Annotated in this window: 20 protein-coding genes; 7 read left to right on the top strand and 13 right to left on the bottom strand. The window is 72.5% G+C overall.

Annotated elements, in window-relative coordinates:
• Positions 1 to 225: 225 nt before the first annotated feature.
• On the top strand, positions 226 to 585 hold the full coding sequence (locus tag OG709_RS05195; protein WP_250303645.1) for an ATP-binding protein: 360 nt from the start codon (positions 226 to 228) through the stop codon (positions 583 to 585).
• Between the two features lie 55 nt (positions 586 to 640).
• On the opposite strand, the gene OG709_RS05200 is transcribed toward OG709_RS05195, so the two are convergent.
• Both OG709_RS05200 and OG709_RS05205 read right to left on the bottom strand, forming a co-directional pair.
• Entirely contained in the window at positions 641 to 1,510 is an 870-nt protein-coding gene (locus OG709_RS05200) for an RNA polymerase sigma factor SigF (RefSeq protein ID WP_266644012.1), read from the bottom strand.
• Positions 1,511 to 1,729: 219 nt separating this feature from the next.
• Positions 1,730 to 3,172, bottom strand: coding sequence for a GuaB1 family IMP dehydrogenase-related protein (locus OG709_RS05205; RefSeq protein ID WP_329165026.1), 1,443 nt, complete (start codon positions 3,170 to 3,172; stop codon positions 1,730 to 1,732).
• A gap of 293 nt (positions 3,173 to 3,465) precedes the next feature.
• Here OG709_RS05205 and OG709_RS05210 point away from each other — a divergent pair, with 293 nt between their 5' ends.
• Positions 3,466 to 4,992 (top strand): SDR family oxidoreductase, encoded by a 1,527-nt coding sequence (locus OG709_RS05210; protein ID WP_250303601.1) that lies wholly within the window; start codon positions 3,466 to 3,468, stop codon positions 4,990 to 4,992.
• 42 nt (positions 4,993 to 5,034) lie between these two features.
• Complete coding sequence (locus OG709_RS05215; protein WP_250303599.1) at positions 5,035 to 6,399, top strand: cryptochrome/photolyase family protein; 1,365 nt, start codon at positions 5,035 to 5,037, stop codon at positions 6,397 to 6,399.
• Between the two features lie 49 nt (positions 6,400 to 6,448).
• Here the strand turns inward: OG709_RS05215 and OG709_RS05220 are convergent, their stop codons facing one another.
• The 4 genes from OG709_RS05220 to fmt all read right to left on the bottom strand — a co-directional run bounded on the left by OG709_RS05220 (position 6,449) and on the right by fmt (position 10,892).
• Positions 6,449 to 7,465, bottom strand: a complete 1,017-nt coding sequence (locus OG709_RS05220) for a sugar-binding transcriptional regulator (protein WP_442815381.1) — start codon at positions 7,463 to 7,465, stop codon at positions 6,449 to 6,451.
• A gap of 108 nt (positions 7,466 to 7,573) precedes the next feature.
• Positions 7,574 to 8,260: a ribulose-phosphate 3-epimerase gene (rpe, locus tag OG709_RS05225; protein WP_250303588.1), complete on the bottom strand. Its 687-nt coding sequence runs from the start codon at positions 8,258 to 8,260 to the stop codon at positions 7,574 to 7,576.
• 133 nt (positions 8,261 to 8,393) lie between these two features.
• Complete coding sequence (locus OG709_RS05230) at positions 8,394 to 9,836, bottom strand: RsmB/NOP family class I SAM-dependent RNA methyltransferase (protein WP_329165031.1); 1,443 nt, start codon at positions 9,834 to 9,836, stop codon at positions 8,394 to 8,396.
• 123 nt (positions 9,837 to 9,959) lie between these two features.
• Positions 9,960 to 10,892 (bottom strand): methionyl-tRNA formyltransferase, encoded by a 933-nt coding sequence (gene fmt / locus OG709_RS05235; protein WP_266643993.1) that lies wholly within the window; start codon positions 10,890 to 10,892, stop codon positions 9,960 to 9,962.
• A 245-nt stretch (positions 10,893 to 11,137) separates the two neighbouring features.
• Between fmt and OG709_RS05240 the strand changes: the two genes are divergently transcribed.
• Complete coding sequence (locus OG709_RS05240) at positions 11,138 to 11,692, top strand: hypothetical protein (protein WP_266643991.1); 555 nt, start codon at positions 11,138 to 11,140, stop codon at positions 11,690 to 11,692.
• A gap of 201 nt (positions 11,693 to 11,893) precedes the next feature.
• Here the strand turns inward: OG709_RS05240 and OG709_RS05245 are convergent, their stop codons facing one another.
• From OG709_RS05245 to OG709_RS05265, 5 genes are all read right to left on the bottom strand, one after another.
• A complete protein-coding gene (locus OG709_RS05245; RefSeq protein WP_329165034.1) occupies positions 11,894 to 14,035 on the bottom strand; it encodes a primosomal protein N' in 2,142 nt (713 codons plus the stop codon).
• Positions 14,036 to 14,107: 72 nt separating this feature from the next.
• Entirely contained in the window at positions 14,108 to 15,220 is a 1,113-nt protein-coding gene (locus tag OG709_RS05250) for a DUF2891 domain-containing protein (protein WP_266643988.1), read from the bottom strand.
• A gap of 50 nt (positions 15,221 to 15,270) precedes the next feature.
• Positions 15,271 to 16,239, bottom strand: a complete 969-nt coding sequence (locus OG709_RS05255; protein WP_250303577.1) for a DUF979 domain-containing protein — start codon at positions 16,237 to 16,239, stop codon at positions 15,271 to 15,273.
• Complete coding sequence (locus tag OG709_RS05260; RefSeq protein ID WP_326695219.1) at positions 16,236 to 16,967, bottom strand: DUF969 domain-containing protein; 732 nt, start codon at positions 16,965 to 16,967, stop codon at positions 16,236 to 16,238. The genes OG709_RS05255 and OG709_RS05260 overlap by 4 nt, the downstream gene beginning before the upstream one ends.
• Before the next feature lie 181 nt (positions 16,968 to 17,148).
• A complete protein-coding gene (locus OG709_RS05265; RefSeq protein WP_250303573.1) occupies positions 17,149 to 17,862 on the bottom strand; it encodes a GntR family transcriptional regulator in 714 nt (237 codons plus the stop codon).
• Between the two features lie 135 nt (positions 17,863 to 17,997).
• Between OG709_RS05265 and OG709_RS05270 the strand changes: the two genes are divergently transcribed.
• The 3 genes from OG709_RS05270 to OG709_RS05280 are packed head-to-tail and all read left to right on the top strand — an operon-like array spanning position 17,998 to position 20,272.
• On the top strand, positions 17,998 to 18,747 hold the full coding sequence (locus tag OG709_RS05270) for a LamB/YcsF family protein (protein ID WP_250303571.1): 750 nt from the start codon (positions 17,998 to 18,000) through the stop codon (positions 18,745 to 18,747).
• The gene (locus OG709_RS05275) at positions 18,744 to 19,415 is read left to right on the top strand and encodes a 5-oxoprolinase subunit B family protein (protein ID WP_250303569.1); all 672 of its coding nucleotides are present in this window, start codon (positions 18,744 to 18,746) and stop codon (positions 19,413 to 19,415) included. Before OG709_RS05270 ends, OG709_RS05275 begins: the two co-directional genes overlap by 4 nt.
• Positions 19,412 to 20,272 (top strand): biotin-dependent carboxyltransferase family protein, encoded by an 861-nt coding sequence (locus OG709_RS05280; protein ID WP_250303567.1) that lies wholly within the window; start codon positions 19,412 to 19,414, stop codon positions 20,270 to 20,272. The genes OG709_RS05275 and OG709_RS05280 overlap by 4 nt, the downstream gene beginning before the upstream one ends.
• Positions 20,273 to 20,396: 124 nt before the next feature.
• On the opposite strand, the gene metK is transcribed toward OG709_RS05280, so the two are convergent.
• Positions 20,397 to 21,620, bottom strand: a complete 1,224-nt coding sequence (gene metK / locus OG709_RS05285; protein WP_250303564.1) for a methionine adenosyltransferase — start codon at positions 21,618 to 21,620, stop codon at positions 20,397 to 20,399.
• Positions 21,621 to 21,858: 238 nt separating this feature from the next.
• Entirely contained in the window at positions 21,859 to 23,070 is a 1,212-nt protein-coding gene (gene coaBC, locus OG709_RS05290) for a bifunctional phosphopantothenoylcysteine decarboxylase/phosphopantothenate--cysteine ligase CoaBC (protein ID WP_250303562.1), read from the bottom strand.
• Positions 23,071 to 23,109: the final 39 nt, after the last annotated feature.

A 23,109-nucleotide genomic window follows, 5' to 3' on the forward strand; every position in this document is an offset into this window, starting at 1 on the left:
CTTCTGTGCGGTGCCGGTGCGGGAGCGGCGCGTCCCGCACCGGCAGTAGATCACGAGGCCGGTGCGGTTCCTGGCCGGGACGGACCCGGCCCTGGTACGGCGACCGGACCGGCGGAAGCGGCGCGCCGTCATTCTGCTGCGGGTGAACCGTCAACTCTTGAGAGATGGACCGGCGCAGTCGGGGTAGGCGAGCAGCGGATGACTGAGGAGCCGCCTGTGGTTGTCATGGATTCGCCCCTTGCAGACAGTGCCACGGCACGCGAAGCCGCGACCCGTTTTCTGTCCCAGAACTGCCCCTGGGCGGATGTCGATGCCGTGCTGCTCGTGATCAGCGAGCTGGCGGCCAACGCGGCACGCCACACCACGGGCTGGTGGCGGCTGCGGCTGAGCGCCGAGGCGGAGCTGCTGGTGGTGGAGATGGACGACGACAGCCCCGTCCCGCCCGTGGCGCGGGAGCCCGACTTCGCGGGCGGCGGGGGCTTCGGCTGGCACATGGTGCAGAAGCTGGCGGGCCGGGTCGAGATCAGCCCGCGCCCTTCGGGCAAGACGGTACGGGCGATCTGGTCCCGGCCCGCGACCGGCTGAGCCCCCGGCCGCGCCCCGGGCGAACCGGGACGCGGCCGGGCGTGGTTCCGGGCCCTCACCCCTGCGCGAGCAGCCCGGCCCTGAGCTGCGCGGTGATCCTGGCCAGCAGCCGCGACACCTGCATCTGGGACACGCCCAGTTCGGCCCCGATCTGCGACTGGGTCAGCTCCTCGCCGTACCGCATCCGCAGGATCCTCCGGTCCCGGTGGTCGAGGCGCGCGATGAGGGGCTTCAGCGCCGTGAGGTTCTCCACGAGGTCCATGTCGCTGTCGGTTTCGCCGAGCCGGTCCGCCAGCGTCTGGACACTGCCGGTCGTGCCGTCGTCGTAGGGCGTGTCGATCGAGCCGGCCGTGTAGCCGTTGGCGGCCACCAGCCCTTCCACTATCTCCTCCTCGTCCATCCCCAGGTGCTTCGCGAGCTCCGCGGTGGTGGGCGAACGGTCGAGGGTCTGGAACAGCTCGTCGGATGCCTTCGCCAGCGCGATCCGCAGTTCCTGGAGGCGGCGCGGCACATGGACGGACCAACTGGTGTCGCGGAAGAAGCGCTTGATCTCGCCCACGATGCAGGGCATCGCGAAGGTGGCGAACTCCACCTCGCGGGAGAGTTCGAACCGGTCGATCGCCTTGATCAGCCCGACCGTGCCGACCTGGACGATGTCCTCCATCTGTTCGGAACGGCTGCGGAAGCGGGTGGCTGCGAAGCGGACCAGGGAGAGGTTCAGCTCGATGAGGGTGTTGCGCGCGTACTGGTACGCGCGGGTGCCCTCCTCCCGGGTGGCCAGTGCGGTGAAGAAGAGCCTGGAAAGGTCACGCGCGTCCCGGGGGGCCACTTTCCCGGGGTCCGCCACGTACGGCAGTTGCTCGTCGGTCCGGCCGGACGGCCGGGGAAGGTGCGGTGCGAATCCAGTCGGGACTGTGGTCGCCATGGACACGGTGTCCTCCCCTTCTCGTTCCCGGTGTGCGCACTCCGGGTGCGTCGCGCAGGTCCCGACTACCCGTTACGGGCCACTCCATTCGCACAAATCCGGCCGTCACACCGCCAGTTCCCCGCGTCATGGCCGGATTCGGCAAGCGCGGACACACGCCGGAGCCGGCCCCCGCGAGGTGCGGGAACCGGCTCCGGTGGTGCGGCGAGCGGGCTCGGATCAGCCCCAACTGGCGTGCAGGGGCTTGCCCTCGGCGTATCCGGCGGCGCTCTGCACACCGACGATCGCCTTCTCGGCGAACTCGTCCAGGGTGTTCGCACCGGCGTAGGTGCAGGAGGACCGGACGCCCGCGATGATCGAGTCGATCAGGTCCTCGACACCCGGGCGGGCCGGGTCGAGGAACATCCGTGAGGTGGAGATGCCCTCCTCGAACAGGCCCTTGCGGGCGCGGTCGTAGGCGGACTCCTCGCTCGTACGGTTGCGGACGGCGCGGGCCGAGGCCATGCCGAACGACTCCTTGTACCAGCGGCCGTCGGCGGACTGCTGGAGGTCGCCCGGCGACTCGTACGTACCGGCGAACCACGAGCCGATCATGACGTTGGAGGCACCGGCGGCGAGCGCCATGGCGACGTCGCGCGGGTGCCGCACGCCGCCGTCGGCCCAGACGTGCTTGCCGAACTTCCTTGCCTCCGTGGCGCATTCGAGCACCGCGGAGAACTGCGGGCGGCCCACACCGGTCATCATCCGGGTGGTGCACATGGCGCCGGGACCCACGCCGACCTTGATGATGTCGGCGCCCGCCTCGACGAGATCGCGGACCCCCTCGGCGGCGACGATGTTGCCCGCGACGATCGGCACCGCGGGGTCGAGTGCGCGTACCGCCCTGACCGCGGCGATCATCGACTCCTGGTGGCCGTGCGCGGTGTCCACGACGATGGTGTCGGCGCCCGCGTCGAGCAGTTGCTCGGCCTTGCCCGCGACATCGCCGTTGATACCGACCGCGGCGGCGACGCGCAGCTTGCCCCGGGCGTCCACGGCAGGGGTGTAGAGGGTGGCGCGCAGCGCGGCCCGCCGGGTCAGGATGCCCACCAGCTTGCCGTCCGTGTCGACCGCGGGGGCGTAGCGGCGGTTGGCCCCGTCGAGCCTGTTGAACGCCTCGCGCGGGTCTATGTCCGCGTCGAGCAGCACCAGGTCCTTGGACATGACCTCGGACAGCTGGGTGAAGCGGTCGACACCGGCGAGGTCCTCGTCGGTCACCACACCGACCGGCTTGCCGTCCTCGTCGACGACGACGCCCGCGTTGTGCGCCCGCTTGGGCAGCAGGGACAGCGCGTCGGCGACCGTCTGGGTGGGGGCCAGCACGATCGGCGTGTCCAGCACGTGGTGGCGGGTCTTCACCCAGGAGATGACGTCGGTGACGACCTCGATCGGGATGTCCTGGGGAATGACGACCAGGCCACCGCGGCGCGCGACGGTCTCGGCCATTCTGCGGCCCGCGATGGCGGTCATGTTCGCGACGACCAGGGGGATGGTGGTGCCGGTGCCGTCGGGGGAGGACAGATCGACGCCCTGACGGGAACCGACCGCGGATCGGCTCGGCACCATGAACACATCGTCGTACGTCAAGTCGTACGGCGGCTTCAGGTCATTGAGGAAACGCATACTAACTCTCTCACCTGCGGTTATACAGAATGGGCGGGCGGGAAGTCAGCGCCGTCCGGCACTCGGACCAGGCTGCGGCTCCTAGGCCATCATCGCCGATGCCCACCTTCCTGGCGAACTCCGGCCTGCTGTTCTGTGCCTTCCGCCAGAGTCGGCACGGCCCGCTTGGTGTCATCGTCCAAGGCGCCGGGGTCACGGATCCGTCCGGCGCCGCGTCCCCGGTTCACGGCCCGACGGCGGGAAGGATGGCGCGGACAGTGATCGGTACGAACCCCCGTCATCCGGAGGATTCCATGAGTGACAGTGAAGCGACGCCCGCACCGCACTGTCTGGTGACCGGCGCGACCGGTTACATCGGGGGGCGGCTGGCTCCCGCCCTGCTCGATGCCGGGCACCGGGTGCGCTGTCTGGTCCGGTCGCCGGTGAAGCTGCGCGACCATCCCTGGGCCGGCCGGGCGGAGGTCGTACGGGGCGACGTCACGGATCCGGAATCGGTGGCCGCGGCGATGCGGGACATCGATGTGGCGTACTACCTGGTGCACGCGCTGGGTACCGGTTCCGGCTTCGAGGAGACGGACCGCAGGGCGGCCCGGATCTTCGCCGAGCAGGCCAGGGCGGCGGGCGTCCGGCGCATCGTCTACCTGGGAGGCCTCGCACCGGCCGACGTCCCAGAGCGGGAGCTGTCCCCGCACCTGCGCTCGCGCGCCGAGGTCGCCCGTATCCTGCTCGGTTCCGGGGTGCCGACCACTGTGCTCCGCGCCGCGGTCATCATCGGTTCCGGGTCCGCGTCCTTCGAGATGCTGCGCTATCTCACCGAGCGGCTGCCGGTGATGGTCACCCCGAGCTGGGTGCGGACGAGGATCCAGCCGATCGCCGTCCGGGACGTGCTGCGGTACCTCGTCGGCAGCGCGCGGATGCCCGAGGAGGTGCACCGCTGCTTCGACGTCGGCGGCCCCGACGTCATCACCTACGAGGGCATGATGCGGCAGTTCGCGGCGGTCGCGGGACTGCCGCACCGGCTCATCCTGCCCGTGCCGATGCTCTCGCCGCGCCTCTCCAGCCACTGGATCGGCCTGGTCACCCCGGTCCCGGCCGCGATCGCCCGGCCGCTCGCGGAATCACTGCGCTACGAGGTCGTGTGCCGCGAACACGACATCGCGCGGTACGTGCCGGACGGCCCCGGGCAGCCGTTCACCCTCCGCGAGGCGCTCGTGCTCGCCCTCCAGCGGATCAAGCAGGCCGAGGTCACCACCCGCTGGTCGTCGGCCTCGCTGCCGGGTGCGCCCAGCGACCCGCTCCCCACGGACCCCGACTGGGCGGGCGGCAGCCTCTACACCGACCGCCGTGACATCACCGTGAACGCCTCGCCGGACGCCCTGTGGCGGGTCGTCGAAGGGGTGGGCGGGGACCACGGCTGGTACTCCTTCCCCCTCGCCTGGGCCGTGCGCGGCTGGCTGGACCGGCTGGTCGGCGGGGTCGGCCTGCGCCGTGGCAGACGGGACGCGGAACGGCTCAGGGTCGGGGATTCGCTGGACTTCTGGCGGGTCGAGGAGATCGAGCCGGGGCGGCTGCTGCGGCTGCGGGCCGAGATGCGGCTGCCGGGCCTGGCGTGGCTGGAGATGTACGCCGAGCAGGACGACCGGGGGCGCACCCGCTACCGGCAGCGCGCCCTCTTCCACCCGCGCGGGCTGCTCGGACACGCGTACTGGTGGAGTGTCTCGCCGTTCCACGCCGTCGTGTTCGGCGGGATGGCGCGCAATATCGCGAGGGCGGCCGAGAGCCGGTCCGCCCTCAAGCAGTCGGCCGCCGGGGCCCGTTGACGTGAGTCCCAGCCCGCCCGTCCCCCTACCAGGAGTGGTGCCATGACCGTGTCGGTCGTCCTGTTCACGTCCGACCTGCGGCTGCACGACAATCCGTCGCTGCTCGCCGCCCTCGCGTCGGCGGACGAGGTGGTGCCGCTGTTCGTCCTCGACGCGGGCATCGAGTCCGCCGGGTTCGCCGCCCCCAACCGGCGGGCGTTCCTCGCTGACTGCCTCGCGGATCTCGACGCGGGGCTGCGGGAGCGCGGCGGCCGTCTCGTCGTACGGTCGGGTGGCGTGGTCGACCAGGTGTGCCGGGCCGCCGCGGAGAGCGGCGCCGCCGAGGTGCACCTGGCGGCGGGGGTCAGTGCGTACGCCTGGCGCCGTGAGGACCGGCTGCGGGCGGCGCTGGAGGCCGACGGACGCCGCCTGCGGGTGCACGACGCGGTGATCACCGCCGTGCCGCCCGGCGCGGTCACCCCGGCCGCGTCGGACCACTTCGCGGTGTTCACCCCGTACTTCAGGCGCTGGTCTCAGGAGCGGCTGCGCAGTGTCCGGGGCGCGCCCCGGGTGGTGCGGGTTCCGGACGGCGTCGGCTCGGAGCGGCTGCCGTCCCGTAAGGACCTGACCGGGATTTCCGCGGGGCTCGCAAGGGGCGGCGAAACGGCGGCCCGCACACAGTGGTCGGCCTGGCGGCGCGGTGGGCTCGCCGGTTACGCGGCCGGTCACGACGACCTGTCCGGCGATGCGACGTCCAGGCTCTCGCCGCATCTGCACTTCGGCACCCTCTCCCCCGTCGAGCTGGTGCGGTCGGCTGCCCGGCAGGGCGGGGCCGGCCCGGAGGCGTTCGTCAGGCAGCTGTGCTGGCGGGACTTCCACCACCAGGTGCTGGCCGCCCGGCCGGAGTCGGCCGACGCCGACTACCGGACCCGGCACGACCGCTGGCGGTCCGGGGGCCCGGTCGAGGAGGAGATCACGGCCTGGCGGGAGGGCCGTACCGGATATCCCGTGGTCGATGCCGCCATGCGCCAGCTGCGCCACCAGGGCTGGATGCACAACCGGGGGCGGCTGCTGACGGCGAGCTTCCTCACCAAGACGCTGTACGTGGACTGGCGGGTCGGCGCCCGGCACTTCCTGGAGCTGCTGGTGGACGGGGACATCGCCGACAACCAGCTCAACTGGCAGTGGGTGGCGGGGACGGGCACGGACAGCCGGCCGAACCGGGTGTTCAACCCGGTCGCCCAGGGCAAGCGGTACGACCCGGACGGCGGTTACGTCCGCCGCTGGGTGCCCGAACTCGACGGGCTCGAAGGCGCCTCCGTACACGAACCGTGGAAGCACCGCGGCGCCGCCGGCGCCTATCCCCCGCCGCTGCTCGAACTCTCCGAGGGCCTGGCCCGCTTCAAGCGGGCCCGTGACCTGGGCTGAGGCCGGCCCCGGCGCATTCCGGGGCCGGTTGCCGGCTCGGGACCCGGCGTCAGACCCCGTCGGGGTCGGCACGCTCCAGCGCGGGGCGCGGCCCCGGCCCGGTCTCGGTGAGCAGGAAGTCGGCCGCCGCGGTGTCGGTGACCAGGCTGGTGACCAGACCGGACTTCAGGACCGCTCCGATCGCCGCCGCCTTGCGCTGGCCGCCCGCGATGGCCACGACCTCGGGGATACGGCGCAGCCGGTCGGCCTCGACGGTGATGCACCGCTCGCCCAGATCGCGGCCGACCCGTCGCCCCTGGGCGTCGAAGAGGTGCGCGGACATCTCGGCGGCCACACCGAGCGAGGCGTAGTGCGCCCGCTCCGCGTCGCTGAGCATGTCGTGGACGGTGGAGATGCCCGGCTCCCAGGAGCCGATGGACACCGCGGCCACCGTCACCTTGTCGAAGTACTCGAAGGCACGGGCGATCCCGGTCTGGTTGCGCAGCGCGGCGGCGGTGGCCGGGTCGGGCAGCAGCATCGGGGCGTAGATGGGATGGGCCTCGCCGCCGGACACCTGGGCGGCACGCCGTACGGCCTCGACCGAGCCGCGCTCGGCGGTCCCCGCGTCGTACACACCGGTGAGCTGGACGACCGTGCACGGCGGGAGGGCGTCCAGCGCCGCCGCCATGTGAATCGTGGACCGGCCCCAGGCCAGGCCCAGCACATCGCCCTCGGTCACCAGTTCGCCGAGCAGGTCGGCCGCCACCTCGCCGAGGTTCTCGGGGTCGGGTGCGTCGTCCGCCGCGTCCGCGGGGGACTCGACGACCACGGCGTGCCGCAGTCCGTACCGCGCCCGCAAGGCGTCCGAGCGCTCCGCGTCGAGCTCGGCGGGGACCCGGATCTCGATCCGTACGAGATCACGCTCCAGCGCCGTTTCCAGGACCCGCGCGACCTTGAAGCGGCTGACGCCGAACTCCTCCGCGATCTGGATCTTGGACTTTCCCTCCAGGTAGAAACGACGGGCCATGGCCGCCGCTTGCACCAGCTCCGCGGGTCCCATCCGCAGGGCTGATCGACCCGCCGACATAGCAGACACCGCGATCTCCTCACTGCTGTTCACTCCCCGAATCCGCCATCCTGTCAGACCGGGCACATCTTGATCGGCCCCGAAGGGCCGCGTTCATCTCCTGGTGGCTCAATGGCCGCAGGACCAGGCCGCCGCGGCGGTCGTCTCCTGCGCCTGGTGCCGGAGCATGCGGACGGCCGCCGCCGGGTCGTCCGCGCCGTACACGGCGGAGCCCGCGACGAAGACGTCCGCGCCGGCCTCCGCGCACCGCTCGATCGTCGACGCCGAGACCCCGCCGTCGACCTGGAGCCAGAGTTCGAGGCCGTGCTTGGAGATCAGCTCACGGGTGCGGCGGATCTTCGGCAGCATGATGTCCAGGAAGGACTGGCCGCCGAAGCCCGGCTCCACGGTCATGATCAGCAGCATGTCCAGCTCGGGGAGCAGGTCCTCGTACGGCTCGATCGGCGTCGCGGGCTTCAGCGCCATCGACGCGCGGGCCCCCTTGGCCCTGATCTCCCGTGCCAGCCGTACGGGGGCCGCCGCCGCCTCCGCGTGGAAGGTGACGGAGCCCGCGCCCGCCTCGACGTACTGCGGGGCCCAGCGGTCCGCGTCCTCGATCATCAGATGGCAGTCCAGCGGGGTGTCCGTCGCCCTGCTGAGCGCTTCCACCACCGGGACGCCGAGCGTCAGATTGGGTACGAAGTGGTTGTCCATCACGTCGACGTGGAGCCAGTCGGCACCTTCGACGGCCTTCGCCTCCTCCGCGAGGCGGGAGAAGTCGGCGGACAGGATGCTGGGGTTGATCTGCACGGCCATGCCCCAAGCCTGCCATGCCCCGGCGCAGTTGCCTGCCACGGTACGGACCGAAGGGGTACGGGTATCCGTACACTCCGCGCAATCCTCGCATGCGACGGAGGTCGCGGGGCGCGCCCCGCGACCGTGCGGAGCGTCAGGCCGTGCGCCGCAGCAGGGCGAGGTACATCGCGTCGGTGCCGTGCAGATGCGGCCACAGCTGGACGTCGGGGCCGTCACCGACCGCGGCCACGCCCGGCATCAGCGGCCTGACGTCGATCCACTCGGCCTCGACCGGCTGGCCGCCCCGCCCCTTCAGCACGTCCTCGACGACCACGCGGGTCTCGGCCAGGTGCGGGGAACAGGTCGCGTACCCGACGACGCCGCCGACCCGGACCGCGCTCAGTGCCTCCCTGAGCAGTCCGCGCTGCAGGGGTGCGAACCCCTCCAGGTCCGCGGGGCGCCGCCGCCACCGCGCCTCCGGCCTGCGCCGCAGCGCGCCCAGTCCGGTGCACGGCACGTCCATCAGCACCCGGTCGAAGGAGCCCGGCAGCCACGGCGGCCGGGTGCCGTCGGCCGCGATGACCTGATACGGGCCCGGGTTGCCCGCCAGTGTCCGCTCGACGAGACGGGCCCGGTGCGGCTGCTTCTCGGAGGCCAGCAGCGCCGCCCCCCGCCCGGCGGCGAGCGCGGCCAGCAGCGCGGCCTTCCCGCCGGGGCCGGCGCACCCGTCGAGCCAGCGCTCGTCGCGGCCCTCGATCGGCGCGTTGGCCAGCGCCGTGGCAACGAGCTGGCTGCCCTCGTCCTGGACCCCGGCCCGGCCGTCGCGGACGGCTTCGATCGCGCCGGGCTCGCCGCCCTCGGCGAGCCGTACGGCATACGGCGACCAGCGTCCGGGCAGCGCGGAGTCGGCGCCGACCGTTTCGATCAGTTCGTCGGTGGTGGACCGGCCGGGCCTGGCGACCAGCGTCACCTCGGGGCGCTCGTTGTCGGCCTCCAGGAGATCCTCGATACCGGCGCGGCCACCGCCCAGCGAGTCCCACAGCGCGGAGACGATCCAGCGGGGGTGCGAGTGGACCACCGCCAGGTGCTCCTCCGCGTCCTGGTCGTAGGGCGGGGCGACCCGCTCCAGCCAGCCGTCCAGGTCGTCGGCCGCGACCTTGCGCAGCACCGCGTTGACGAACTTGGCCCGCCCGTCGCCGAGCACCACCCTGGCCAGCTCCACGCTCGCGGAGACCGCCGCGTGGGTGGGGATACGGGTGCCGAGCAGCTGGTGCACGCCGAGCGCCAGCACGTCGAGGACCGGCGGATCGACCTGGCGCAGCGGCCGGTCGATGCACGCCGAGATGATCGCGTCGTAGGTGCCCTGACGGCGCAGGGTCCCGTACACCAGCTCGGTGGCCAGCGCCGCGTCCCGCCCGTCGAACTGCGGGTTCTCGCGCGCCTTCTTCAGCAGCGGCGGCAGCACGAGGTTGGCGTACGCGTCCCGGTCGTCGACCGCCCGCAGCGCCTCGAAGGCGAGGATCCGCACCGGGTCCTTCTGCGGGCGGCGGTACGGCTTCGACTGCTGGGCGGGACGGCGGCGAGGCTGGTCGTTCACGTGAAAGGTGCTCCGCTGGTGGTGAGAGGGGGCGAACCCTCTCAGCGTACGTCCGCGGCGCCGCACCGCTCACCGGCGGTCGCGGTCGGCGGCCGGGGCTGTCCGGCCGCCGCGGACCGCGCGTCAGTCGCCGAGCAGTTCGCCCGCGGCGATCCGTACCCCGCGTGCCCAGTCGGCGGCGCGCATCGGCTTCTTGCCCTGGGGCTGGACCCAGAGCAGTTCGACGGCGTGCGAGCCGGTGCCGACGTGCACGCTGTTCTTGGAGACCGACAGTTCGCCGGGGGCCAGGTCGGTGCGGTCGGTGACCGGTGTCAGCGCGACCAGTTTGAGCCGCTCGCCGCGGAAGAGCGTCCAGGCGCCGGGCGCGGGGGTGCAGCCGCGCACCAGGCGGTCCACCCGCATGGCGGGGGCGGTCCAGTCCACCTGGGCGTCCTCGACAGTGATCTTCGGCGCCGACGAGATGCCCTCGGCGGGCTGCGGCACGGCGTGCAGGGTGCCGTCCTCGATGCCGTCCATGGTCGCCACGAGCAGCCCGGACCCGGCGAAGGCGAGCCTGGTGAGCAGATCGCCGCTGGTGTCGGTGGGGCGTACTTCCTCGGTGAGCACCCCGTACACCGGGCCCGAGTCGAGCCCCTCCTCGATCAGGAACGTCGACGCACCGGTCACCTCGTCGCCCGCGATGATCGAATGCTGTACCGGGGCCGCTCCGCGCCAGGCGGGCAGCAGCGAGAAGTGCAGATTGACCCAGCCGCGGGCCGGGACGTCGAGCGCGGTCCTGGGCAGCAGCGCGCCGTAGGCGACGACCGGGCAGCAGTCCGGGCCGATCTCCCGGAGCCTGGCGAGGAAGGCCTCGTCGCGCGGTCTGGCCGGCTTCAGCACCTCGATACCGGCCTCCTCCGCGCGCTGCGCGACCGGGCTCGCGACCAGCCGGCGACCGCGACCGGCCGGTGCGTCGGGCCGGGTGACGACGGCGGCCACCTCGTGCCGGTCGGATGCGATCAGCGCGTCCAGGGCGGGTACGGCGACCTCGGGGGTGCCTGCGAAGACGAGTTTCACTGGATGCCTCTCGGACCGACTACGTACGACAACGAGCAGCGCACCAGTCTATGGGCCGTGGACGCAGGGGGCGTACGCACAGTCGCGCGCCCCTCGCATATGCCCCTACGCCCCCGCAGCGTGACCACAACAGCAGGTGGCGCGTTGGTCAAGAGAGATTGACCGAAACAGAGATTGACCGACACGACACCATGGGCCGCACGCGCGGTCCGATCCCTTTCAACGCCGGTTCGAGAGGCTTGTTCATGGCCGACCACGCAACCCACGACGCCCAAGCGCGGGCCAGCCTGCATCTGTTGGTTCGGGACATCGAGCGGGTCCGCCGACAGGTGGACGCGCTTCGCACCCTCACCGCCCAGTTGGGCAACGTCTACCGTCCGCGCCGTTCGGGCCCTTCCACGGGCTTCGTCGTCTACGGCAGGGCGCCCGCACCGACCGTCCGGCTGGCCCAGGAGCTGCGGGACAGCGTCGAAACCCTGGTGACGGCCGCGGTGGACTTCGACCGTTCGCTGGGATTCTCGTGGGACGCGGTGGGCTCGGCGCTCGGGGTCACCAAGCAGGCGGTGCACCGCCGTTACGGCACCCGGCGAGCGGCGGCTGCTGCTGCGGCGGCCGAGCCGGAACAACCCGTACCGGCCGCTGCCGTGGAGAGCGGCCCCCCGACCCGTACCCTGCCCGTCGCACCCGGCCTGCCCACCGTTCCCGCTGCCCGGTCCATGCCTCCCCAGCCGACGGCGAACAGCCATGTCCTGCGGGAGGAAGCCCGCCCGGGTGCCCTCCCGGGGCCGCGCAACGGCTGACCCGTCACCCCACCTCCGCTGCCCCCTGCGTCGACCGCGCCGGGGGCAGCCGTGCGTTCGGCCGCCGGCCGCGGGTGGTGGACGGTGCGGCATGCCTCGGCCGGTGTTTCTCGCGCACTTCGCCCCGGCCGGTGTCCCGGGGACCCCGGCCCGGCCGAACTCCGGAGAACTGCGGCTCGGTTGAGCTCCGGAGGCCTCAGCTCAGCCGATGTCCGGCGGGTCGACCCTGATCCGTACGGGTTCGCCGCCCCGTGTCAGCCGCGCCGCCTGCGCCGTCTTGAGTGCGGCCGCGAGCGCCGCCCCGCTCCCCGGCGGCACCCGGATCAACGCCCGTTCCACGCTTTCGCCGGGCGGTGCGTCGCCCGGTCTGCGCGGCCGGTTCGGATCGGGGGACAGCACCGGTACCGGTCCCAGCACCTCCGCGTCGCCCGGCAGGTCGACCGCGTCGAGGAACGCGCTCAGCGTCTCCGGCCGCCCGGACACCGCGGCCATCCTGGACACGGGCGGGAAGCCCAGCTCGGCGCGCTCGGCCAGTTCCCGCACGGCGTGCCCGACCGGGTCCCAGCGGACCAGCGCCTGCACGGGCCGCAGCGTCGGCTCGGCGACGACGACCACGGTGCCCCCCTCTCCCTGGCCCCGTACGAGGGAGGCGGCGTCGATCCAGCGCCGCAGCGCCTCCTCGCCCGCACGCAGGTCGGGCCGCCCGAGCATCGCCCAGCCGTCGAGCAGCAGCGCCGCCGCGTATCCGCCCTCGGCGACCGGCTCGGCGCCCGGGGTGCTGACGATCAGCGCGGGCCGCCCGTCCACGGTGTCCAGCACCTGGTCACGGCCGGATGTCCGCACCGGCACCGCCGGAAACGCCCGTCCCAGCTCCTCCGCGGTACGCCGGGCGCCGACGACCTGCGCGCGCAGCCTCGTGTGACCGCATTCGAGGCAGTGCCAGCCGGTCGCGTCCTGCCCGCACCAGCCGCAGCGCAGGGCCCGTTCGTCCGGGGCCTCCAGCGGGCCCGCGCAGTGCGCGCACCGGGCTGGGGTGCGGCAGCGTTCGCAGGACAGCCGGGGCACGTACCCCCGTCTCGGCACCTGCACCAGTACCGGGCCGCTCTTCAGCCCGTCCCGCACCGCCTGCCAGGCGAGGCTCGGCAGGCGGGCCGCCCTCGCCCCTTCGTCCCGCACCAGATCCAGGTCGCCGACGGTGCGGACCAGCGGCGCCGCGGCCCTGACCTGTTCCCGGTCGGCCACCAGGGGCGCGGCCCAGCCGCTCTCGACGAGCTGGGCGGCCTCCACCGTGCAGCTCGTACTGCCCAGCAGGAAGCCGCACTTGTCGTGCGCGGCCCGGAGCAGCAGCACTTCGCGGGCGTGCGGCAGCGGTGCGTGCGGTTCGCTGTGGCTGGAGTCGCCGTCCTCCCAGATGGCGACCAGGCCGAGGTCCTGCACGGGTGCGAACATCGCGGCGCGGGTGCCCACCACGGCCCGCACCGCCCCCCGCCGCACGGCGAGCCACTGCCGGTACCGCTTCTCCGGCCCGGCGTCCGCGGTGAGCAGCGCGTGCCGCCCCGCGCCGAGAACGGCGGTGAGCGCGGAGTCCACCCGCGCGGCGGACCGTCCGTCGGGTACCACGACGAGGGCGCCGCGTCCCGAGGACAGCACCGCGGCGACGGCGCGCGCCAGTTCCTGCGGCCAGTGCGGTCCGGGCAGCGCGCTCCATACGGCGCGCGGTGCGGCGCCGGAGGCGAGTGCCCGCAGAAATCCCGGTCCCTGTCCGTACCGCTCCCAGGTCTCCGGGTCCGGAGGCCGCGGTGGCTCCAGTGGTTCGGGGGACGGCTTTCCCTCGGCCCGTGCGTTGCGGGGCGGTACGGCCAGTTGCAGAACATCGGCGAGGCTGCCCGCATACCGGTCGGCCACTGCCCTGGCGAGCCCCAGCAGGTCGGCGCCGAGCACCGGTTCGGGCGACACCACGGCGGCGAGCGCGGCCAGCGGGCCCACGTAGTCGGATTCGGCACGGCGCTCGACCACGAACCCGTCGATGAGCCCGCCGCCCTCACGGCGGCCGTCTCGCACATTGCGGCTCCCCGCGCCGAACCGCACCCGCACCCGGACACCCGGCTGAGCCGCCTCGTCCAGTTCTTCCGGTACCGCGTAGTCGAAGAACTGGTCGAGGTGGAGCACGCCCTTGTTCACCACGACCCGCGCCACCGGAAGCTCCTTGGCGAGCGCGGCCCCCCGCCAGGTGCGTGGTTTGGCGCGGGGCACCTTGGCCGTACGCACCGATTCCCGGATGAGCGCAAGCTGCTCGGGAGCCTCGCGGTCAGGAGGCTCTGGCTGCTTGTTGTCGCTGCTCACAGCCAAATTCCTACCAGACCCCACTGACATCCGGCCCGGCGGACGAGCGGCCGGACGCCGTGGGGAACGGGCTCAGCGGCCCGGCGCGGTGTCCAGGGCCAGGGTGGCGAAGGAGGCCAGCCAGTGGTCCGAGGTGAAGTCGCCGGAGGAGACGGCCGGGAGGCCCGTCGCCAGATGGGCGGCGACGGAACGCTCCAGGGCATCGCGGGCCGGGCCCTCGGGCAGTGCTCCGGCCAGGGCCCGCAGACCGGCGGCGCGGCTCAGGGCGAGCCCCAGCAGATGTCCGATCTGCGGATCGGAGCGGTCCGAGATCACCGGCGGGGTGAGCAGGGAACACGGGGTGCCGTCGGTGAGCGACGGTACAAACCGGGCGAGCCATCCGGGGAAGTCCGCGGGCGGCAGGACCCGGAGCATGGCGTGCGCCTCGGTGAGCGCGGGCGAGAGGAAGTCCTGGCCCGACGGCTCCCAGTGGAGCGGGGCGTCGTGATCGTCGGCGAACCAGCCGTGCAGCCGGTCGGTCACCGCGTCCAGCACCGGACCGGCCAGTCCGGCCTCCGCGCCCGCGTCCAGGACGAGTCCGAGACCGAAGGCGCTGTTGTTGTGGACCCCGTGCCTGACCGGGTACGTCGCCTTGGCCAGCCAGCCCGTCAGCAGTTCACCGACGGCGTCCACCAGCGGGGCCAGGGCGTCGGCCCAGCGGTCACCGGCGGGACCGCCGAGCGCACGGCACTCGGCGGCGAGCGCCACCGACCAGGCCCAGCCGTACGGCCGCTCGAACGACGGGCGACGGCGCAGGTACGCGGCCTCCACGGCGAGGTTCTCGGGGGTCAGATGGGTGTCGAGCACCTCGGTGATCCGGGCCGTGACGGCCGCGGGCAGGGCGTCCGGGATCCGGTCGCCCGAGGCCTGGTCACCCGAGGCCTGGTCACCCGAGGTCCGGGAGCTCAGGGCCTGGGACCCGAAGCGGCGCAGCAGCCGTACGAGCAACCAGTGCATGTGCACGGTGGAGTGCCAGTCGTACGACCCGTAGAAGGCCGGGTGCAGGGTGCGCGGCGCGACGATCTCCTCGGGGCCCGCGTAGAGGTGGGCGGGGGCGTTGGGGTACTCGCGGACCACGTTGTGGAGCGCCAGCTCGGCGAACGGCAGCGCGTACTCGGAAGGAAGCACGGACGGTGCGAGGGGCATGGAGGGGTCGCTCCTTGGGGGAGGTGGGACAGCGGTGGGGCGCTCGGGGATCAGAAGGCGAACAGGGCCAGGATGGCGATGTTGCAGACCAGCAGCGCTGCGGCGGTGGGCAGTTGGGCCTTGATGGGCCCGTACTGGTCCTTGAGTTCCAGCAGCGCGGCCGGGACCAGGTTGAAGTTGGCGGCCATCGGGGTGACGAGTGTGCCGCAGAAGCCGCACAGCATGCCGATGGCGAGGATCGCCGGGGTGCTGCCGTGCATCTGCTGGATGAGCACGGGCCAGCCGATCGCGGCCGTCATGACGGGGAAGGCCGCGAAGGCGTTGCCCATGACGATGGTGAAGAGGACCATGCCGCAGCAGTAGACGACCACGGCGATGAAGCGCTGGCCCTCGGGGAGGATCGCCTCGGTGATCCGGCCCACCTGGTCGCCGACGCCCGCCAGTTGGAAGATCGAGCCGAGCACGGCCAGCAGCTGGGGCAGGATCAGCGCCCAGCCCATGGATTCCAGCATGTTGCGGCCCGCGTGCAGCGGAACCGCGACGCGGCGTTCCCGCAGCACCACCATGCCGACGGCCAGCGCGGCGATCGCGCCGATGCCCAGCCCCAGGATGGTCTCGTACCCCGGCTCCAGGACCGGCTCGCCGCCGATCTTCCACTTCTTCAGCAGCGTCGCGCAGATCATCGCGACGACGGGGATGGTGAGGGCCGGCAGGAAGAGCTTGTTGCCGAAGCGGGCGGCCGAGGCGGCGCGCTCCTCGCGGGGCGGGGTGTGCGAGGCGCCCTTGCCGGTGAAGCCGAATCCGCCGAGGACGATCAGTACGAGGACGGCGAGGCCGAGCGGCTCGGCAGGAAGCGATGTGTCGACCACACCGGTCGAGTAGAAGAACGACGCGCCCAGCAGACCCCAGAAGGAGGCCGAACCGAGGCGTTTGGGGTTGGTCCGGTCGTTGGCCATCTGCGCGGCCATCACCAGGAAGACGGCGCCCACCAGCCAGAAGAAGTACTCGGACTTGATCACTTGGAGTCCTCGGGGCTGCGTGCGGTGTGGGCGGCGAGCTCGTTCTCGGCGGCGACGACCGCGAGTTCACGCTCCAGTTGGCGGTCCAGGTTCAGCAGCCGGGCGCCATGGATGACGAAGGCGCAGACCGCGGAGGGAATGGCCCACAGCGCCAGACTCAGCGGTTCCAGGTGCTGGTTGTAGGTCGAGTTCACGAACCCGGTGATCAGCAGGATCGAGCCGATGGCTATGAAACAGTCCTCGCCGAAGAAGACGCCGACGGTGTCGGCGCCGGAGGCGTGCGAGCGGATCTTCTCCCGCAGCCGCTGCGGCAGCGGTCCCCCCGCCTTGGCCTCGGCAGCCGCCTCGGCCATCGGGGCGATCAGCGGACGCACGCTCTGCGCCGGGCCGCCGATGCTGGTCAGCCCCACGGAAGCGGTGAGCTGGCGGATGAGCAGATAGAGCGCGAGAAAGCGGCCGGTCGTCAGCTTGCCGAGCTTCCCGATGAGGCTGCGTGCCTGCTCCTGGAGGCCGTAGCGCTCCAGCAGCCCGATGACCGGCAGCGTGATGACGAATACGGTCACCGAACGGGCCGAGGCGAAGTTGTTGCCGAACGCGGCCAGCACTTCCTGCGGGGACAGTTTGCCGAGCAGTCCGGTCACGATGCCGGCTGCTCCCACCACGAGGAGGGGGTTGCGGCGCGTGGCGAATCCGAGGATCACCACGAGCACGCCGAGGAGAACGATCACGCGTCGGCCTTCTTCCGCGCATGGACCTTGCGGTCCCGGTCAGACGGGGGGATGCTGCGCGAGACCCTAGGTGATTGTTCAACAAACGCACAAGAGACGTCGATCACAGAACGGACGGCAGGAGCCGTACGGGGCGTCCGGCGCCCGAAGTCTCACACCGCCGACCCCGTGCGCACCGCCCTCACTCGGCCGCGAGCCGCTGCGCGTACGCCTCGGCGAGCTGACGGCGGGAGTCCTCCAGATAGAAACCCAGCATGCGTTCGGCGCCTGCCGCGTCCCCCGCGGCCAGCCGGTCCACGAGCTCGCGGTTCCGGGTGAGATACGGCTCGTGGAAACGGCGCGGGTCCGCCATCACGTGGAAGGCCAGCCGCAGCTCGGCCAGCACATTGCCCATCAGCTCGTTCACCCGGGGACTGCCGGCCAGCCCCGCCAGCGCCTGGTGGAAGCGGATGTTGGCGGTCGAGCAGGCCGCCCAGTCGTCCACCGCGGCGGCCCGCTCACCGGTGGCCACCGCGGCTTCGGCCGCTTCCAGCGCGTACGGCGGCTCCCCCAGCGCCCGTAGCGCCGCGCACTCGACCAGCAGCCTGACCTGGTAGATGTCCACCAGGTCCGCCACCGCGAGCACCCGGACGAAAACCCCTTTGTTGAGCCGGTGTTCGAGCAGCCGCTCATGGGTGAGCAGTCGGAACGCCTCCCGCAGCGTGTTCCGGGAAACGGCGAGCGCACCGCTGAGGCTCTCCTCGGAGAGCCTGCTCCCGGGCGGGAAGTACCCCTCGGTGATCCGTTCCCGGAGGACGGAGGCGACCCGCTCCGCCGTGCCCGCTCCGGCCAGGGCGGCGCCGTCCGCCGCCAGTTCGGTGAGGTCCGGAACAACCCGGCCCGATGTCTCCGCCATGCCCGACCCCTGTTCCTCCGCCGCTCGCCGCGCGCCGCCCTCGGGGCGGCCGGGCCAAGTCAATCGCAGGAGCGCGACCGCTCCCAAGCCAACCCCTTGTCAGATTGTTGAACAATTCGTTAGCGTGCGCATGTGATGGACCTCAATGCGGATCTCGGTGAAGGCTTCGGACGGTGGAAGCTCACCGATGACGACGCCCTGCTTTCCTGCGTGACGAGCGCCAACGTCGCCTGCGGTTTCCACGCGGGCGACGCCTCGGTGATGCGCCGGGTGTGCGAGACGGCCGCCGCCCGCGGTGTTCGGATCGGCGCCCATGTCGGGTACCGGGATCTCGCCGGTTTCGGACGGCGTTCCATGGAGGTACCGCCCGCCGAGCTGGCCGCCGAGGTCGCCTACCAGATCGGCGCGCTGCGCGTCTTCGCCGAGGCCGCCGGGTCGGTCGTCTCGTACGTGAAGCCGCACGGCGCCCTCTACAACCGCACCGTCCGGGACGAGACCCAGGCCGCGGCGGTGGTCGAAGGCGTGCTGCTGGCCGGTGGCTCTCCCGCCGTGCTCGGGCTGCCCGGTTCGCAGCTGCTCGCGCACGCGTCGGCCGCGGGGCTCGACGCCGTCGAGGAAGCCTTCGCCGACCGTGCGTACACCCGGCAGGGCACCCTCGTACCGCGCGGCGAGCCCGACGCGGTCGTCCATGACGCCCCTGCCGTCGTCCGCCGTGCGGTCGGCATGGCGGTCGACCGCGCCGTCACCGCCGCCGACGGCAGCCGGATCCCGGTCGGGGCCCGGTCCCTGTGCGTGCACGGCGACTCCCCCGGCGCCGCGGAGCTGGCCCGCCGGGTCAGAGCAGCCCTGGAAGCAGCCGGCGTCACCGTCCGGGCGTTCGCATGAGCGGCCGGGACGACGTCCGGGTCCTGCCCGCGGGCCGGCACGCACTGCTCGTCGAACTGGCCACCGGCGCACACGCCGAGGCCTTCCACGCCGAACTGCTGCGCCGCCGCGCCCGCGGTGAGCTCCCCGCCGTACGCGAGATCGTTCCCGGCGCCAGGACCGTCCTGCTCGACGGCATCCCGGACATACCCCCGGGTGCCGCCGGGCGGCTCGCGTCCGACCTCGTCTCCTGGCGGATACCGCCGCTGCCGCGCGACGCGGGCGACGCGGTGGAGATCCCGGTGCTGTACGACGGCCCCGACCTCGCCGATGTCGCCGCCCGGTGGGGCGTGGGCGTCGACGAAGTGTCCCGGATCCACAGCGGCGCCGAATTCCGCGTCGCCTTCAGCGGTTTCGCGCCGGGCTTCGGCTATCTGACGGGGCTCCCCGAACGCTTCCACGTGCCTCGCCGCACCACCCCCCGTACCCAGGTCCCGGCCGGAGCCCTGGCCCTGGCGGGGCCGCACACCGGCGTGTACCCGCGCGCCTCACCGGGCGGCTGGCAGCTCATCGGCCGGATGCCGGACCCCGGCCGCCTGTGGGACCCGGCCCGCGAGCCCGCCGCGCTGCTCACCCCGGGCACCCGCGTCCGGTTCGTCGAAGCGAGTACGAGGGAGACCTGCGGATGACGGCACGGCTCCAGGTGGTCCGGGCCGGCGCCCTGACCACCGTGCAGGACGACGGCCGCCCCGGATACGCGCACCTCGGTGTGGGTCACGCGGGCGCCCTGGACGCCCCGGCCCGGCAGTTGGCGAACCGGCTGGCGGGCAACCGGGCCGATGCCGCCGTACTGGAGACCACGCTCACCGGCTGCGCGGTCCGCCCGGACCGGGCGTCCACCGCCGTCGTCGGGGGCGCGCCCTGCCGCGTCACGGTCGACGGCCGTCCCGTCGCCTGGGGCGCACCGGTGCACGTCCCGGCCGGTGCGGTCCTCGAAGCGCATCCGGCCGCGCGGGGCGTGCGCAGCTATCTGGCGTTCGGTGGCGGTCTGCTCCCGGAACCCGTGCTCGGCAGCCGATCGGCCGACCTCCTCTCCGGGCTCGGCCCCGCACCGCTGCGCGACGGAGACGAACTGCCGCTCGGCACGCCCCACGGGGCCCCGGGCCGGGCGGACGCCGTGCCGTGGCCGGGCATGCCCGCGTCCCTGGTTCTGCCGGTACGGCTGGGCCCCCGCCACGACTGGTTCACCCCCGCCGCCCTGCGCACCCTGGCCACGGCCGGGTACCGGGTCTCACCGCACAGCAACCGCATCGGCCTGCGCACCGACGGCCCCGCCCTCGAACGGGCCCGACAGGGCGAACTGCCGAGCGAGGGCGTCGTTCTGGGAGCGGTCCAGGTGCCCCCCGACGGCCGCCCCGTGGTCTTCCTCAACGACCACCCGACCACCGGCGGGTACCCGGTGATCGGGGTCGTACCCCACGCGTCCCTCGCAGCCGCCGCCCAGGCGACTCCGGGCACGGCGGTGCGGTTCGTGCCCGTGCGGTGAGCCGCACGCGCGGCCCGGCCCCTGCCGCCGCCCGGAATCCACTCCCTTCCGACCCTGCACATGCCGCTGCCCGGCACCCCTGGCGAGGGGTGCCGGGCAGCGGCACGCGAAGCGGCGGTCGGCCTTACAGACCGGCGGCCCGGCGCAGGGCGTCCACGCGGTCGGTGCGCTCCCAGGTGAAGTCCGGGAGTTCGCGGCCGAAGTGCCCGTACGCGGCGGTCTGCGCGTAGATCGGGCGGAGCAGGTCGAGGTCACGGATGATCGCGGCCGGACGGAGGTCGAAGACCTCCGCGATCGCTTGCTCGATCTTCTCGACATCGGTCGCGGCCGTGCCGAAGGTCTCGACGAACAGACCGACCGGCTCGGCCTTGCCGATCGCGTACGCGACCTGGACCTCGCAGCGCGTGGCCAGCCCGGCGGCCACCACGTTCTTCGCCACCCAGCGCATCGCGTACGCCGCCGAACGGTCCACCTTCGACGGGTCCTTGCCCGAGAAGGCACCGCCGCCGTGGCGGGCCATACCGCCGTAGGTGTCAATGATGATCTTGCGGCCGGTCAGGCCGGCATCGCCCATCGGGCCACCGATCTCGAACCGCCCGGTCGGGTTGACCAGCAGCCGGTACCCCTCGGTGTCCAGCTTGATCCCGTCGTCGATGAGCTGGTTCAGCACGTGCTCGACGACGAACTCACGGATGTCCGGCGCGAGCAGCGACTCCAGGTCGATGTCCGACGCGTGCTGCGAGGAGACCACGACCGTGTCGAGGCGGACGGCCTTGTCGCCGTCGTACTCGATGGTGACCTGCGTCTTGCCGTCGGGGCGCAGGTAAGGGATGGTCCCGTTCTTACGGACCTCCGAGAGACGGCGCGAGAGCCGGTGGGCCAGATAGATCGGCAGCGGCATGAGCTCGGGCGTCTCGTCGCACGCGTACCCGAACATCAGGCCCTGGTCGCCCGCACCCTGCTTGTCCAGCTCGTCGTCCTCCGCGCCGGCGGCGGAACCCGCGACCCGCTTCTCGTACGCGGTGTCGACACCCTGCGCGATGTCCGGGGACTGCGCGCCGATGGACACCGACACGCCGCAGGAAGCGCCGTCGAAGCCCTTCTTCGAGGAGTCGTAGCCGATCTCCAGGATCTTGTCGCGCACGAGCTGCGCGATCGGCGCGTACGCCTTGGTCGTGACCTCACCGGCCACATGTACCTGGCCTGTGGTGATCAGAGTCTCCACGGCGACACGGGAGGTCGGGTCCTCGCGCAGAAGCGCATCGAGAATCGTGTCGCTGATCTGGTCAGCGATCTTGTCAGGGTGGCCCTCGGTGACAGATTCCGAGGTGAACAGACGACGGGACACAACGCTCCCTGGGGTTGCAGCGGCTGCTGGCTGATCATGGGTGGAGTGGCCGGGAGCTGCGCCCGGCTCATTCCGTGACCAGTTTATCGGTCGCCTCCGGTCAACGGGGCACGTGTCTCGCTCCGTGGGAGCCGTGTGACCCGAGGCACTCCTTACTGCGGTACGGTCATCGGCCCGCCGAACAGGCGGGAGTCCGCGTTCTGCGGCCTTGCCCCGCCGGTGGGCCGACACCAGATTTTCATCCGAGCCCGGGTATGACCAGGTCCCAGACCGTATCTGCAAGGGCTTCCTTAGTCCCGTACGGCACCGGGGTCTCACTGCCCCCCGCCGCCAGGACCACTGCTTCGTTCTCCTCGGACCCGAAGGTCTTGTGTTCCCCCACCTCATTGACGACGAGCAGGTCACAGCCCTTGCGCCGCAGTTTGTGACGGCCGTTGGAGAGGACGTCGTCGGTCTCCGCGGCGAACCCGACCACCACCTGTCCGGGCGTGGCGCGTTCCGCCGAGATCTCGGCGAGGATGTCCGGATTGCGGACCAGAGTGATCGGGGCGGGCTCCTGGCCGTCCCGCTTCTTGATCTTGCCCGCGGCGTAGGCGGCCGGGCGGAAGTCGGCCACCGCCGCGGCCATGACCACGGCGTCGGCGTCGGCCGCGGCCTCCAGGACGGCTTCGCGCAGCTGCACCGCGGTTCCCACATGGACGACGTCGGCCCCCGCCGGATCCGGCATACCGGTGTTGGCCTCGATCAGCGTCACCCTGGCGCCGCGCGCGACAGCCGTACGGGCGAGGGCGTACCCCTGCTTGCCCGACGAGCGGTTCCCCAGGAAGCGCACCGGGTCGAGCGGCTCACGGGTGCCGCCCGCACTGATCACGACATGGCGTCCGGCGAGGTCGGGTTCCGTCACTCCGCGGGCGAGCACCCGTCGGCAGGTCTCGAAGATCTCCCCCGGGTCGGGCAGCCTGCCCTTGCCGGTGTCGACGCCGGTGAGCCTGCCGACGCCGGGCTCGATCACCACGGCTCCGCGCCTGCGGAGTGTCGCGACGTTCTCCCGGGTGGCCGGGTGCTCCCACATCTCGGTGTGCATCGCGGGCGCGAAGACGACCGGACACCTGGCCGTGAGCAGGGTGTTGGTCAGCAGGTCGTCGGCGAGGCCGTGGGCCGCCCTTGCCAGGATGTCGGCGGTGGCGGGAGCGACCAGCACGAGATCGGCGGCCTGTCCGATCCGTACGTGCGGGACCTCGTGGACATCGGACCAGACCTCGGTCGACACCGGGCTGCCGGAGAGTGCCGACCAGGTGGCGGCGCCGACGAAGTGGAGCGCGGATTCGGTGGGCACGACCCGTACGTCGTGTCCGGACTCGGTCAGCCGGCGCAGCACCTCGCAGGCCTTGTACGCGGCGATGCCTCCGCTGACCCCCAGAACGACCTTCGGCTTCTGCGCCACGTCCATGTCTCCCCGGCTCCCGCATTCGGATTCGTACACCCATGA

This window comes from Streptomyces sp. NBC_01267 (assembly GCF_036241575.1).
In the GTDB taxonomy this organism is placed as follows: domain Bacteria; phylum Actinomycetota; class Actinomycetes; order Streptomycetales; family Streptomycetaceae; genus Streptomyces.

Coding starts and splice junctions, on each gene's coding strand:
- OG709_RS05195 (WP_250303645.1), top strand. CDS start 226: ATGGATTCGCCCCTTGCAGACAGTGCCACGGCACGCGAAGCCGCGACC.
- OG709_RS05200 (WP_266644012.1), bottom strand. CDS start 1,510: ATGGCGACCACAGTCCCGACTGGATTCGCACCGCACCTTCCCCGGCCG.
- OG709_RS05205 (WP_329165026.1), bottom strand. CDS start 3,172: ATGCGTTTCCTCAATGACCTGAAGCCGCCGTACGACTTGACGTACGAC.
- OG709_RS05210 (WP_250303601.1), top strand. CDS start 3,466: ATGAGTGACAGTGAAGCGACGCCCGCACCGCACTGTCTGGTGACCGGC.
- OG709_RS05215 (WP_250303599.1), top strand. CDS start 5,035: ATGACCGTGTCGGTCGTCCTGTTCACGTCCGACCTGCGGCTGCACGAC.
- OG709_RS05220 (WP_442815381.1), bottom strand. CDS start 7,465: ATGTCGGCGGGTCGATCAGCCCTGCGGATGGGACCCGCGGAGCTGGTG.
- rpe (WP_250303588.1), bottom strand. CDS start 8,260: ATGGCCGTGCAGATCAACCCCAGCATCCTGTCCGCCGACTTCTCCCGC.
- OG709_RS05240 (WP_266643991.1), top strand. CDS start 11,138: ATGGCCGACCACGCAACCCACGACGCCCAAGCGCGGGCCAGCCTGCAT.
- OG709_RS05250 (WP_266643988.1), bottom strand. CDS start 15,220: ATGCCCCTCGCACCGTCCGTGCTTCCTTCCGAGTACGCGCTGCCGTTC.
- OG709_RS05265 (WP_250303573.1), bottom strand. CDS start 17,862: ATGGCGGAGACATCGGGCCGGGTTGTTCCGGACCTCACCGAACTGGCG.
- OG709_RS05270 (WP_250303571.1), top strand. CDS start 17,998: ATGGACCTCAATGCGGATCTCGGTGAAGGCTTCGGACGGTGGAAGCTC.
- OG709_RS05275 (WP_250303569.1), top strand. CDS start 18,744: ATGAGCGGCCGGGACGACGTCCGGGTCCTGCCCGCGGGCCGGCACGCA.
- OG709_RS05280 (WP_250303567.1), top strand. CDS start 19,412: ATGACGGCACGGCTCCAGGTGGTCCGGGCCGGCGCCCTGACCACCGTG.
- coaBC (WP_250303562.1), bottom strand. CDS start 23,070: ATGGACGTGGCGCAGAAGCCGAAGGTCGTTCTGGGGGTCAGCGGAGGC.